Annotated in this window: 15 protein-coding genes; 11 read left to right on the plus strand and 4 right to left on the minus strand. The window is 42.5% G+C overall.

Annotated elements, in window-relative coordinates:
* Positions 1 to 2: 2 nt before the first annotated feature.
* Positions 3 to 923 carry an SPOR domain-containing protein gene (locus HC752_RS16475; RefSeq protein ID WP_342029487.1) on the plus strand — a complete coding sequence of 307 codons (921 nt, stop codon included), beginning with the start codon at positions 3 to 5 and terminating at the stop codon, positions 921 to 923.
* Here HC752_RS16475 and HC752_RS16480 read toward each other — a convergent pair.
* Complete coding sequence (locus HC752_RS16480; RefSeq protein ID WP_190336260.1) at positions 920 to 1,450, minus strand: phosphatase PAP2 family protein; 531 nt, start codon at positions 1,448 to 1,450, stop codon at positions 920 to 922. The genes HC752_RS16475 and HC752_RS16480 overlap by 4 nt on opposite strands.
* Before the next feature lie 164 nt (positions 1,451 to 1,614).
* Entirely contained in the window at positions 1,615 to 2,235 is a 621-nt protein-coding gene (locus HC752_RS16485) for an acyl-homoserine-lactone synthase (RefSeq protein WP_190336261.1), read from the minus strand.
* Between the two features lie 155 nt (positions 2,236 to 2,390).
* Between HC752_RS16485 and HC752_RS16490 the strand changes: the two genes are divergently transcribed.
* The 8 genes from HC752_RS16490 (at position 2,391) to HC752_RS25475 (ending at position 8,658) form a co-directional block, all read left to right on the plus strand.
* Positions 2,391 to 2,792, plus strand: coding sequence for a hypothetical protein (locus HC752_RS16490; RefSeq protein ID WP_190336262.1), 402 nt, complete (start codon positions 2,391 to 2,393; stop codon positions 2,790 to 2,792).
* Between the two features lie 755 nt (positions 2,793 to 3,547).
* Positions 3,548 to 4,789 carry an HlyD family secretion protein gene (locus tag HC752_RS16495; RefSeq protein ID WP_190336263.1) on the plus strand — a complete coding sequence of 414 codons (1,242 nt, stop codon included), beginning with the start codon at positions 3,548 to 3,550 and terminating at the stop codon, positions 4,787 to 4,789.
* Positions 4,786 to 6,927 (plus strand): peptidase domain-containing ABC transporter, encoded by a 2,142-nt coding sequence (locus HC752_RS16500; RefSeq protein WP_190336264.1) that lies wholly within the window; start codon positions 4,786 to 4,788, stop codon positions 6,925 to 6,927. Before HC752_RS16495 ends, HC752_RS16500 begins: the two co-directional genes overlap by 4 nt.
* Before the next feature lie 275 nt (positions 6,928 to 7,202).
* Positions 7,203 to 7,322 carry a bacteriocin gene (locus HC752_RS16505; RefSeq protein ID WP_190336265.1) on the plus strand — a complete coding sequence of 40 codons (120 nt, stop codon included), beginning with the start codon at positions 7,203 to 7,205 and terminating at the stop codon, positions 7,320 to 7,322.
* A 132-nt stretch (positions 7,323 to 7,454) separates the two neighbouring features.
* On the plus strand, positions 7,455 to 7,571 hold the full coding sequence (locus HC752_RS16510; RefSeq protein ID WP_190336266.1) for a bacteriocin: 117 nt from the start codon (positions 7,455 to 7,457) through the stop codon (positions 7,569 to 7,571).
* 345 nt (positions 7,572 to 7,916) lie between these two features.
* Positions 7,917 to 8,036, plus strand: coding sequence for a bacteriocin (locus HC752_RS16515; RefSeq protein WP_190336265.1), 120 nt, complete (start codon positions 7,917 to 7,919; stop codon positions 8,034 to 8,036).
* 132 nt (positions 8,037 to 8,168) lie between these two features.
* Positions 8,169 to 8,285 (plus strand): bacteriocin, encoded by a 117-nt coding sequence (locus HC752_RS16520; RefSeq protein ID WP_190336266.1) that lies wholly within the window; start codon positions 8,169 to 8,171, stop codon positions 8,283 to 8,285.
* 253 nt (positions 8,286 to 8,538) lie between these two features.
* On the plus strand, positions 8,539 to 8,658 hold the full coding sequence (locus HC752_RS25475; RefSeq protein ID WP_190336267.1) for a bacteriocin: 120 nt from the start codon (positions 8,539 to 8,541) through the stop codon (positions 8,656 to 8,658).
* Positions 8,659 to 9,072: 414 nt separating this feature from the next.
* Here HC752_RS25475 and HC752_RS16530 read toward each other — a convergent pair whose 3' ends face one another.
* Both HC752_RS16530 and HC752_RS16535 read right to left on the minus strand, forming a co-directional pair.
* Positions 9,073 to 9,780 carry a helix-turn-helix transcriptional regulator gene (locus HC752_RS16530; RefSeq protein ID WP_190336268.1) on the minus strand — a complete coding sequence of 236 codons (708 nt, stop codon included), beginning with the start codon at positions 9,778 to 9,780 and terminating at the stop codon, positions 9,073 to 9,075.
* Positions 9,781 to 10,012: 232 nt separating this feature from the next.
* Positions 10,013 to 10,927: a LysR family transcriptional regulator gene (locus tag HC752_RS16535; RefSeq protein WP_190336269.1), complete on the minus strand. Its 915-nt coding sequence runs from the start codon at positions 10,925 to 10,927 to the stop codon at positions 10,013 to 10,015.
* A gap of 150 nt (positions 10,928 to 11,077) precedes the next feature.
* Here HC752_RS16535 and HC752_RS16540 point away from each other — a divergent pair, with 150 nt between their 5' ends.
* Complete coding sequence (locus tag HC752_RS16540; protein ID WP_190336270.1) at positions 11,078 to 11,995, plus strand: aldo/keto reductase; 918 nt, start codon at positions 11,078 to 11,080, stop codon at positions 11,993 to 11,995.
* 195 nt (positions 11,996 to 12,190) lie between these two features.
* Positions 12,191 to 13,123 (plus strand): PAAR domain-containing protein, encoded by a 933-nt coding sequence (locus tag HC752_RS25480; protein WP_190336271.1) that lies wholly within the window; start codon positions 12,191 to 12,193, stop codon positions 13,121 to 13,123.
* Positions 13,124 to 13,510 lie beyond the last annotated feature (387 nt).

Below are 13,510 nucleotides of genomic sequence, written 5' to 3' on the forward strand. Positions count from 1 at the left end.
ATGTGTGGGGTAAGTTAATGGGCACGGAACCAACAGTCAAAACCGTAACGGTATTGTTTGGCTTGCTGCTTGCAATGGTCAGTGCGATGAGCCCTGCTCAGGCTAGTGAGTATTTGTGTGATGCAACGCAGGCTTCCACGAACGAGTTGCCTATTCTTAAGGCTGAATGCCCAATCGGTGAAGGACTGTGGGGGAAACGTGGTCCTTCGCGAAATGCGGAACTGTTCTGGATCCAGTGCGGCATTGTAGGCAAACCCTTGCCGCTTTGGCATGCCAAAAAACTATACCGTTCAATCTCCACTGACGTTTGGATGATGCGTTATGGCAAAGAATATCGCTGCTTAATTGGCCCATACGACGATTACGCCATGGCGTTAAAAGAGTGGCGACAAGTGCGTAAAATCCCCAAATACAGTGATGCGTTTATCCGAGAAATTAAAAACCAGTCAACGGTTTCTGCGCCTGCTCAACCTGTGCCAGTCACGCCGACAAAGCCCGTCGCCCAATTATCATCATCTCCTGCTCCCACGCCAGAGGAGAGTAAAGCGATAGCACCGCCTCCACCGTCAACGGCTGCCAAAGCCGCAAAAATGGACATCATTGTCAGAAGACAGGCGAAGCTTGACGGTAAAGCTTATGCCATTCCTTTTATTCGTGATTACGAGCATTTCTATATGGAAAATGACAAGCCATGGAACCGCATGGATTATGACTCAGCGACTGAGGTGTGCGGCCTTTTGGGTATGCGTTTAGCGACACAAAGAGAATGGAAAGGCATATTGGAATCCAATGAGTTATCTCGATCGGAATGGCCGTTGCATTTGCCTTATTGGGGGATCAGTCAACAAGGGTTGTTTACCAGTGGTAAAGTCACCCAGTTGAAGGGATCATCACTGTTGAATGTGCTGTGCATCCAGTCTTAAAAGCGTACTTGTGCGGTGAAACCGGTTTCCTCTTCTGTGAAGTAAGGCAAAACCGTAACGGAATACCCTAGTTCTGTCACGGCATATTGAACCCCCGTCGCCAACGCCATCCCCGCAATGGCATCTCGCCAATAATGATGATTGGCATCCACTCTTGAGTACCCGACTAATGCCGCAGCACCGTACGCAGGAATGCCATAAGTGGAACCATATCGGAATTGCAAATACGCAGCGCCTTGGGTTGCGACAGACGTGTGCCCAGAAGGAAAAGAGTGGCCATCGCCATTAGGGCGCTCGGCGTTGACAGCAAACTTTATTGCTTGGGTAGCCAGTGCATTGTACAACGCCCCTTCAGTGAGCTGAATGAGCCCTTCTGTATCCTCTTTGTACCAAGAAATTATGGCTGCAGTAAGAGGTATGCCAATTTGGGCGACATCGCCATACGTTTCCAGTGCTTCATTTTTTGCTTGGGTTTGAAAGGTCACTAGAGAAGAGGTGATGATAGCCAAAGGTAACGATATTTTCATGTGTTTACAGCGTAATGGACGTTAGCGATATTCTACCGGAAATCACTAACCTAAGGCGTTGATCTGATGACATGAAACACTTTTCTCGGTTAGAAATGAAGTGTGTGTTTTTTCAGCCTTGAAGAGGAGGAAAGGGGTGACTGACTTCCCTCCTTATTGAGGGGTTACAGTTCAAGTTGGTTACGTAAGTTCGTAAAGTACTCTTCATTCAATTCAATTTTCAGCGCCACGGAGCGTGAGCCTCCTAAGTCGACGGATTTACCCAAGCCAAAGCGGGACGTTTTTACGTTCATTTTTCTGAGGTAGCGTTCAATCGAAGCGGTTGTGACAAAAACGAACTGCGTTGCCCCACCTTTTACCGCGAGCTCTCCAGCTTGCAGTAGTAAATCAAATGTGACCTTGCTGATACCTTGAGAGTTGTGGTTTCGATCTGACGTATCGACACCAAAACGGCTGATTTCCCAAACCGTATTACTGGTTGGTGCCGCTTCACCTTGAAGCAACTGAGGGAAGGTATCGCGCAGCATGTAGAAACCCGAACAGGGCAATAAACGTAGGCAACCATTGATATTGCCTTGAGCATCTTTCGAGTTGACGTAAATAGGGTTTAGCTGGTCATATTCATCCATTTCCTGACCCGTGCTATCCACTTTCACATTCCATTTTAGCCTTGCAGAAAAGACGGATGTTCTGAAACGAAACAGCTCGCGGCGGATTGCTGTTGCCATATTGGCAGCTGGCGTGCTCGAACATGAGGTTTGGTAGTGTGAAAGTAGCGCAGTCATTGTTTTCATCCCTGATTAATTGTTGTGCACTCATCGTACTGCGCATCACTTATTTATACAGCTACCTAATTTGTTAGTCGGTACCTATCACTTTAGGTAGTTACCCATGTTGAGAAAATAGATGAAGATGTAACAAATTAACATTTAGGTTGCGTATGCAAGACATTTACATTCTAAACCACACTAAGGTTTTAGAAGGCCTACCTTTAAACAAGCCCAACCCAATGGCGGTAGTGTTAACTGAGAATGGACGCTACGCTGGTGAGTTTTGGGGACAACATGCATGGAAAAATACGGTAGCCCATTTGAATGTGGTGCAGCTGGATTCCTTTTCGGTGTACGTTAATCGTTACCCGTTAGAGGATGAATGGGATGAGTTTCTCAAGGTGCTAGAGCTTAGCCCAATAAAGGTGGTGGTCTGCGATCAAGCGAGCCATCCCCAATGCATCTCCGCTATTAAAGCGAAAGGCATTATTTTTGAGAATATGGCGATCAATCTAAGTAAGATAAGACCAAGCCTATTGCCTTCCTGTCGGTATTTTCAACGCCTCATTTAGTTAAGACGAAGAAAGCCACCCACGAGTGGGATATTGATGTGACATCACCAAGGGGCAAAGACATTGCCCAACCCAATTTAACCAAAGAAACGGTTTCTCAGCGTTGAATATTCAAAAGAGGCGGGTGTTCCCTGCCTCTTTTTTTATGCCTGAAAGCCAGTTCTCTATTCCTCGGCAGAGAAGTCACAGAACCAAATGTATTAAGGTTATTTAGGTATATACCTACTAAATGTAATAGCTACTAAAAATAGGACTATAAGATTTGAGAGTTTTTATTTTTTCTGTTTTCAATAGAATGAAGACACTTAAGAAAAACGAGATGAATAAGGATTTAAAATGAAAGAAATACATTCGAAAGAATTAAATAGTGTAATGGGCGCATATATGATTGGCGGTTGTTTTCCATACCCAACTAAAACCCCAAAACTATTTTAATAGGGATTAAACATGAAAGTAATTAATAAAGAAACAACGAAAAAAGTCAATGGTGCCATTGTGGAAGGTGGCTGCGTTATTTTCCCATGGGAAATGAAGTTATGAAATCACTGAATCTGAACATGCTCAACACCGTTTCAGGCGGCAGCCAGTGGGTTGTGTGTGATTTTGGTGAAATCGCAGAGTAAGGGTAAAGCAATGGACAATGCGAATAGCATTAAGTCAGCCAACCACTACCCAGATAAGAACCAGCGCTCAGATTCACGTCTGTTCTTAAAAAACTTTGTAGTGGAATAGCCAAACGTTGAGCTGGAGGGAGTATGTCTGAAGAATCCATATTCAGAAAAAAAGCCAAGGACGCCTATTTTAAAAGGTTGGATGGCAAGGTCATTATTAATACGCATCTATCACATTGGTGGGTTACGTTGCTCATCGCCTTAATTGTTACTTCTGTGATGCTGTTTATTAGTTTTGGTTCCTACTCACCAAAGGCTCAGGCGACGGGGTATTTGCTCCCCGAAAATGGGCTAAGCGAGGTGTATTCAACGTCCAATGGGTACTTAAGTGAGGTGTACATAGAAGAGGGGCAGCTAGTCAAAAAAGGGCAGCCTTTGGCAACGATCAGCTATGAACGGTATGTTGAAACCGGTGAAGCCAGTAGCCACCAATTAAGAGCCCTTACGAAACAAATGATGACGACACTGAATCACCAAATTCAGACAACCAATGATATTTACCAATCTAAAATGTCATTGATTGATAATAGAAAGAATATTCAAGCGTCAACGATATCCCATAATAGTAGTCGGCTTAAGAATATAAATAATAAAATTAGAATAGAAAACAAAAAGTACAATAAATTAAATACTCTGTATAAAGATAATTATATATCTGAAGATGTCTTACTCCAACAGGAAGTATTACTTTCCACACTCAATATAGAGAGAGATGATCAGCTGTCGCTATTGGATATTGCCAAGCAAGAATTATTAGCACTGAGCGTGGAGCATGAACTCTTAGAGCGTCAGAGAAAAACGGAAATCGCGAGCCTAGAACAAAAAATCGATCAGCTAGAGCATTCAGAGATTGAAAGCCTGAGCAGTAAAGGGGAAACGTTAATCGCCAAAGTGTCTGGCAGGGTACGCTCTGTTGCCGTCAGACCCGGTGAGCGCATTGAACTCGACACACTGGCGATGACCATTGTGCCAGAAGAGAGTGAGTTGCATGTTGAAATGCAAGTGTCGTCAAACAGCTTAAAAATGGTGGAAGTCGGACAAGAAGTACAAGTGAAGCTGTCGGCTTTCCCATACCAAAAGTACGGAACCTTAACGGGCGTGGTCAGCTACATCGCCGATACCGCGAGCGTGGACAAAGATTCGACAAAAGCAGCAAGCTACAGGCTATTGGTGAGTTTACCCCAGCAAAGCATTGTGGATGGATCGATTCGGCATGATCTCACCGTAGGCATGCAGGCCATTATCGATATTAAAGGGAAATCCATGCCAATCATGACGTGGTTGTTGGAACCGATTCGGTACGCAAAGGAGCAGTTTGAGATATGAGTTTTTTAAGTAATCTGAATTTTTCATTCAAAAACAAATTGCCCGTCTATTACCAAAGTGAAGTGGCGGAATGTGGCCTGACGTGCATCGCGATGATTGCCACGTATCACGGATACAAAACAGACATCGATACATTGCGACAACGATTTCCATTGTCGCAGAAAGGAACGGGGTTAAACGTACTGATTGATATTGCTTCAACATTGAAATTGAGTACGCGCCCACTCCAATTGGACATGGAGCACCTAACGGAGCTGAAACTGCCTGCGCTGCTGCATTGGAACTTCGATCACTATGTAGTACTGAAATCCGTAGGCAAGAAGCACTGCATTATTCATGACCCAGCGCTGGGTGAGCAAAAGGTGTCGCTAGAGCAGGTTTCAGAACAATTTACCGGTGTCGCGCTGGAGTTTATGCCAGCAGAAGAATTTGAAGAAGTGAACGAGACAACGGAATTAGGCATCCGCCATCTGTGGTCGAGAATTCAAGGGTTGCTGCCATCCATTACACAAATTTTGGCACTAACGGCTTTTATTCAAATATTTGCTTTGCTAACACCTTACTTTATCCAGCTAACGATAGATGAAGTGATCACTACCGGAGACCGCGACTTATTGATGGTACTCGGTATCGCGTTTGTGAGCTTGCACCTCTTTAGGGCAATCACCTTCGCATTACGAAGCTGGGTGGTCACGTTTGTGGCAACGCAACTGAATTATCAGCTCAGCAATAACTTGTTTACGCACCTTATTCGATTGCCAGCAGACTTTTTTGCTAAGAGACACATTGGAGACATAACGAGCCGATTCTCATCGTTGGATGAGGTGAACCGAATGCTCTCTACCGGATTTGTTGAAGCCTTTATTGATGGCGTGATGATGCTGACCGCCATCGGCATCATGTACTACTACAACGCGTCTTTAGCCAACGTCGTCATGATTATGCTGGTGGCTTACGTTGTATTGAGAACCTTGCTCTTTAGACCGATTCGACGAGCAGTACGTAACAAGCTGATAAACCAAGCAAAAGAGGATTCCTATTTCTTAGAGAGTATTCGAGCAATCCAAACCGTCAAATGCTTTGGTCACGAAGCGGAACGAGTATCAGGGTGGCAAAACCGATACGCCGATCAAATGAACGCGTCGGTAAGAAGTGAAAGGCTTGGCATTATTCATAAATCGGCAGACTTGTTTATCACGGGTGTAGAACACGTATTGATTATTTGGTTAGGCAGCATGCTAGTGATGGATCATGCAATGACGATTGGTATGTTGTACGCCTTCTTAAACTACAGACAAATGTTCTCTGACCAATCGCGTTCATTAGTCGAGAAGTGGTTCGAGTTCAGAATGTTAAAGCTCCATTTGTCACGCGTCACTGACATTGTGATAGCGAAAAAAGAAGAACACGTACACAGCGAGCGCGCCAAATTAGAACCGATTAAAGGTGGCATTAAACTTGAGAACGTCGCGTTCAGATACAGCCCGAACGATGACGATGTGATTGATAACTTTCACTTAGAAATACAACCTGGTGAATCCGTGGTGCTGACTGGAAACTCAGGATGCGGCAAGTCCACATTAATGAGAATGCTCACAGGGTTGGATCAGCCGACAAAAGGCAAAGTATTGGTTGATAATATTCCTTTGCAGCACATGGGGTTAGCCGCTTATCGAGACGACATTGCAACAGTCATGCAAGATGACCAGTTACTCAGTGGCACGATACTAGACAACATCACCATGTTTGATAAATCGCCTAATCTCGAACAAGTAGGCAGAGCGGCTAGCTTAGCAGCCATTGGGCAAGAGATCATGAAGATGCCACTCGGGTTTCAAACCTTGATTGGGGACTTGGGTAGCACGCTTTCAGGTGGGCAAAAGCAACGAATTTTGTTGGCGAGAGCGCTGTATAAGCAACCGAAAATACTGTTTCTCGATGAAGCTACCAGCAGTCTAGACACAGAAAACGAAAAACACATTAACAACGTCATCAAAGAAATGGGTATCACCCGAATCTCCATAGCGCATCGCAAAGAGACCATCGAGATGCACGATCGAGTCATCAAGTTGGGGGAGAAAGGACAGATACTCAGCGATATCAGGCAGGAAAAACCAAGATTAGAAGCTTTGGCATAAGGAAATAACAATGAAACAACTGATTCAAACGCAAGTGAAAGACATTAATGGTGGTTCTAACCGAATTGATTTTGATAGAACGGTTTGTATTTAAAATTTCACTTAGTCGAAGAAACGCACAGTCAAAAATATAGGAGTAGAAATGAAAGAACTTAATAAACAAGATGTAAAAGCAATCTCAGGGGCAACTTGTATCTCATCACCTATCTTAGTTGTGGTTGATCATTTTACAGGTGTCTGTGTTGGAATAAAAATTAATTAAATAAGGGTTTAAAATGAAAGAATTAAATAAAAAAGAACTGAATAAAGTCAACGGTGCAACATGCATATCAGCACCTCTATTAATGGTTGTTGACCACTTTACTGGTGTTTGTGTTGGAATAAAAATTAACTAAATAAGGGTATTCAAATGAAAGAGATCAGCATTAGCCAAGTAAGCCATATTTTTGGTGCGGGCACTTGTTATGGCTTTGATATCAAAGCTGGAGACAGAAACGTTTGTATTGGCGTCCATGTGGAGTAATAAAATGAAAGAGTTAAATAAACAAGAGCTCATGGTGATCATTGGCGGTAAGTGCGTAGGCATCTGGCTGGGTACAAAGGATGGCGAGTACGGTCTTTGTGTTGGCATGTCTGAAAATTAAGATAAGTAAGGAATAAAAAATGAAAGAACTCAATAATTTTGAAGTGTTAAGCGTAAACGGCAGTGCCACATGCCATGGTATTTCAATTAAGGCGAATGATGGCGATTTAGTCTTGTGCATTGGTGTGATGGAGTAGAGTCAATGAAAGAATTAACAGATGTATCGTCTATTGTTGGTGGGAAGTGTTACACGCAAAAAATCAATTTGCTAGGTAATGAGTTTGCTATTTCTGTAGGCAGTTGTGCACTATAAAATGAAAGAGCTCAATGAAAAAGAAATTGCAATGATTTCTGGTGGGTTTCTAAGAAATCCTTTTGAAACAATTTGTTTAAAGTAGAGATGAAAATGAAAGAATTAAATAAAAAAGAACTGAATAAAGTCAACGGTGCAACATGCATATCAGCACCTCTATTAATGGTTGTTGACCACTTTACCGGTGTTTGTGTTGGAATAAAAATTAACTAAATAAGGGTATTCAAATGAAAGAGATCAGCATTAGCCAAGTAAGCCATATTTTTGGTGCGGGCACTTGTTATGGCTTTGATATCAAAGCTGGAGACAGAAACGTTTGTATTGGCGTCCATGTGGAGTAATAAAATGAAAGAGTTAAATAAACAAGAGCTCATGGTGATCATTGGCGGTAAGTGCGTAGGCATCTGGCTGGGTACAAAGGATGGCGAGTACGGTCTTTGTGTTGGCATGTCTGAAAATTAAGATAAGTAAGGAATAAAAAATGAAAGAACTCAATAATTTTGAAGTGTTAAGCGTAAACGGCAGTGCCACATGCCATGGTATTTCAATTAAGGCGAATGATGGCGATTTAGTCTTGTGCATTGGTGTGATGGAGTAGAGTCAATGAAAGAATTAACAGATGTATCGTCTATTGTTGGTGGGAAGTGTTACACGCAAACAGTTAACTTATTTGATAATGATTTTACTATTTCTATAGGTAGCTGTGAATTATAAAGTGAAAGAGTTAAATAAAAAAGAACTCAATAATATCAATGGTGCAACATGCGTATCCACGCCTATATTCATGGTTGTTGATCATTTTACCGGAGTTTGTGTCGGTATTAAAATTAATTAATAATAGAAAGTGTCTTAATATTTGCATTTATATAATGTTAATGTTTTTGGTAAGCCGTAAACTTTCAATGATAATAATATTGTATGGTGATGTTAATATTGCATTTGGTTATTATTAATGATGGGTTCATATATAAAAATTAAAATAATAAAATCTGGCTTTTTTGAGGTTTGATAGATCTGAAAATATTTTTTCAAAAAAGTTAGATTTAAATTCAATATGATTTTTTGAATAAAAATAAGGAAACAAATGAAAGAACTGAATACCCAAAATATACAAAACGTGAATGGTGCATGTCTGAACAACGTTTGTGTTTTCGACATTATCGACCGGTTGATTAACTAGTCACTTCAACTAGAGACAAGCCTGGAGCTTTTCCAGGCTCTCAATTCAACCAGACATCAGTGCTTGAAACTACAGCTTATCCGGTGCAATCACACCACTTATGATGGCCTTAGCGATAGCATGATGTCGGTTGACGGCATCCAATTTATTGATGCAATTCTTGATATGGAAATTGATAGTACTTTCAGATACTCCAATGATTTGGGACGCTTCCCAAGACGTTTTACCTTCGGCGGTCCAAGTCAGTACCTCTTTCTCTCGGTCGGTTAAGATTTTTGGTTCGCACACATTCACTCGGCTTATAGCCGAATGAAGATAAGGCCAAATAGACAGCATGTTGGCTTCAATTTCAAACGCTTTATCGTCCGGGATATGTTCACTGTTGGCGACAGAAAAAACACCGATAGTGCCGCCTTTGCCATGGATAGGAATAGAAATGCCATCTTTTAATCCGTACTCGACGGCTTTTTCCATGACTTCCTGTTGGTCCGCTGGCATGGCATCAAAATCTCGGTGCCACAAAATAGGAGCCACACCGCTTTTGGCATATTCCAATACCGGATCGCTTTGACGGTAATTGTGTTCGAAGTACCACTCCATCCAGTCTTCGGGATAGTTATTAATTAAAAACACATCATAATGCTGCGTGTTTAATGGGGTAAATAATGCGATCAGATAGTAATCGACGCTGAGTGTTTCAGTAATGTCTGCACATAGCCGTTTTAGCTGAGATTGAGTGGTCACTCCGTGACTACTTGAAATTAACTGTTTAACCATTCACCAGCTCCCTCTCTAATGGTTATTTATTTCCTGAATTTGTAGCATTCTTCAATGCTCAAGCGGGCGATAATTATAGTCTTGTCAATCCTTTAGATATTTATGTCATGCCGCTAATAGTATTGAAGTGCGAGTGATTTCACTGCATTTCGCTAAATCATGTGAAACGGGCTGAGTCTCAGCAAGGAGGTTGTCCAAAAACATCGGTTCGATTCTGTCTCTGGTTTTTCATTTAGTGTGTTGAGTGAGAACGTACCCAATCCTGCAAGAACTGAATGAAAGCCAAAAGCGCTTCACTGTGTTTGAGTTGCTGAGGGAAAATTAAATAGATCTCTCTTTGCTGGGTGAAATAAGACGTTAATATTGGAGATAACTGCCCACGATTCAGTGCCGGTCTGACCAGATAATCAGGCAGTTTGATGATGCCTTCACCGTCAATGGCGGCTTCATAAAGCAAAAAGTTATCATTGGCATAAAACTGCCCTTTTGTTTCAATTTCCCCTTCCATTCCTTGATAGGTGTATTGCCATGTAGTGAGGTGCAGTTCTGACATGCAATTGTGCGATCGCAAATCGTCCGGTGTCTGTGGTGTACCATAGATATTGAGATAATCGGGTGATGCGCAACATACGTGCTGGTAATCCATCAAATGTTTCGCAATCATATTTTTAGGGGGAGTCTTCGTGGCTCGTATAGCGAGATCGAAAGGCTGTTGGGTTAAATCCTGATTGGTGTAGCCAATATCGATATCGAAAGTGATTCCAGGGTGGAGTTTGCGAAAGGCTCTACACGCTGGCATTAGATAGCGTTGCCCAAAAATGGCCGCACAGGTGATTACCACTTTTCCTTCGATAGCAGAAGCAGACTGTCTGATTTCTCTTTCCATGGTATGAATCGAAGAAGTGACACCTTGCATTTGTGCTAATACTTTTTGACCTGCTTGTGTCAGCCTGACGCTGCGTGTTGTGCGTATCAGTAACGTCACATCGAGATCGCGTTCTAGTGCGTTGATCTGAGTGGATAAATAGCTGCGTGAAATCCCCAGTTTATCGGCAGCTTGCCCAAAATTCAGACACTCTGCCACGACGCTGAATAAATAATAACGTTCAAATCGCTTATGCAATCGTATTTCTTTCGGCAATTTCATTGTTCACCCAGATCATGATGCGCTTAGTGTTCCTTATATAGTACATTTTATTGTTCTCTATAGAGAATAGTTAATTCTTAATGTCAGGTTTAATCGCAGTAAGTCGGCGTATAATATCTAGGAATAGTTATTGTGAGACGAGAGGTCAAAATGTCTGAAAATCATACAGGTAATGCGAACACATATCGTAATGATCCGCTTGCTAATATCGAATTTATACAAGGATATTGGCGAATGGCAAGGTGGGGGATGTCCCCTGCACAGCGGCTAGAGTTTGTTAAACAGCACATAGAGTTGGGTGTAACCACCGTCGATCATGCTGCTATTTACGGTATTGATGTACCTTGCGAAACCTTGTTTGGTGAGGCGCTAGCATTGGATCCGTCTATCCGAGAACAGCTCCACATTATTACTAAGTTAGGCATTATTGCCCCCCAAGTTGAAGGCGGTATTGCATATTATGATAGCGGTCGTGGTGAGATAATTGGATCGGTTGAGCGCTCACTCAAACAGTTGGGTGTTGAGCATATTGATACACTGTTATTGCATCGCCCTGATATTTTGCTTCAACCTGAAGAAGTGGCAGAAGCATTTGAAGTGTTAAGGCGTTCGGGGAAAGTGCTGAACTTTGGGGTCTCTAACTTTACAACACACGAATTTGCTTCGCTCCAATCCTATTTAGATATCCCATTGGTGACCAACCAAGTCGAAATCAATCCGATCAATATGCACAGTCTCGAAGACGGAACCTTGCATCAACTGCAAGCTCAACGCCGCCGCCCAATGGCATGGTCATGTTTAGCTGGAGGTAGCCTGTTCAATCCTTTAACCGATCAAGACAACCGCGTATTAACCGTGTTGGAAGAGATTAAAGAAGAAGTGTCTGCTGAATCGATTGATCAGGTGGTGTTTGCTTGGATCATGGCGTTGCCATCTCGTCCTATCCCGATCATCGGCAGTGGCAAAATAGAACGCGTGAAAGCAGCCGTTGCTGCGAAAGACATCATTCTCACTCGCGAACAATGGTATCGAGTCTGGACAGCATCAAAAGGGCACGGCGTTGCATGATAAAGAGAAAGGCTGTAGAAAGCGTACTCATTTCTTCTCTTTGATTTTATTGCTACTTACATGCCTTTCATAATAAATGAGAGGTGCGCTTAATAAATTTTGCAGGATGCAATACGGTAGAGGTTGTCTCTTTAGTTAGGGTACGTGATGCATATATAATCATCTTCATTTTAAACTTCTAATGAGATGATTTTTATGGGGAAACCAGCTGCTAGGGTAGGCGACTCTCATTCTTGTCCAGATAAAACGGGTAAAATTCCACACGTAGGCGGACCAGTCTCATCAGGTTCCGGGAACGTGTTTATTGGCGGAATGCCAGCAGCACGTCAAGGCGATTCGATGGTGTGTATTGGTCCTCCTGATTCTATATCCGGAGGTTCAGGAAGTGTCTTTATCAATGGCAAGCCAGCGGCTCGTATGGGCGATGGTTCATCCCATGGCGGTATCATTGTATCTGGCTGCCCTACCGTTTTAATCGGCGATCAAGGTTCATCTAGCTCTGGCGATTCGAGCTCTCCTTCGTCATCCCAAAAACATTCCTCCCCCGATTCCAGCTCCAATGAAGCTCCTTCATCATCAGCTTGGACGTCATTATTAACACTTGCCACGCAAGGTGTTAATGAAAACGTCTCGCTAGACAGCGTTCCTAAAACATCGACTTCCAATATTGAAACGGAAAGCCAAAGCAATACCGAAGAGGAGAAAACACCTGGTATTGGACTCGCGATGAAAGACCAACACGGTTACGTTTATGCGAATAGAAAAGTGGTTATCGAGTCTGGTTCATCAACCGTCGATGCACGAACCAATCATTCAGGAGTACTCGATCTCGAAGAATTCAAAGACGAGAAAGAAGTTACCATCAAATTCTGGCTAAACGAAAAGGACGAAGCGAATTTCGATGTCTACAAAGTCAGCATCAAAACGTTAAAGCCACTTTCAGATACGACAGGGGTGCAGCAGCGATTGGCTAACCAAGGCATGGCATCGGGTAATTCTGATGGTCAACTGGGACCTAAAACTCAAAACGACATAAAAAACCTGCAATTTATCCAAGGTTTACCACTGACGGGGTCCATAGACGGCGATACCCAAGAGTGGCTAGAAAAGAACGAAAAACTTTCTTAGAGGCGACAATGTATAACCAGCTAAAAGACTACCAGTTAGACTATGACCATATGTTGTTCGACCTTGAATACTATCGGGCAATGCTGGAAAAAATAAATGGATACGCCGGAAGTATTAATGATAAGTATATAAAATACAAAGTAAGATATCGGGTTCAAACACTCAATCTAAGCATTCAAGCGTTAGAAGAAGAAATTGATCGCCAAATAACCTTTCATGAAAATATTTCACCCTACCCCAGTTATGCTGAAGATTTAGCCGCGAATAAAACGCGTTTAGAAGAGCGGCAAGCTTTTTATCAGGATTTGTTTTCAAACGCAGAGCTTAAGGTTTCTGACGAGCAAGAAAGCGAACCGTTAGAACCCAATTTTTGGGTTCTAACAGGGC

This window comes from Vibrio sp. S9_S30, assembly GCF_014694455.1.
GTDB lineage: Bacteria > Pseudomonadota > Gammaproteobacteria > Enterobacterales > Vibrionaceae > Vibrio.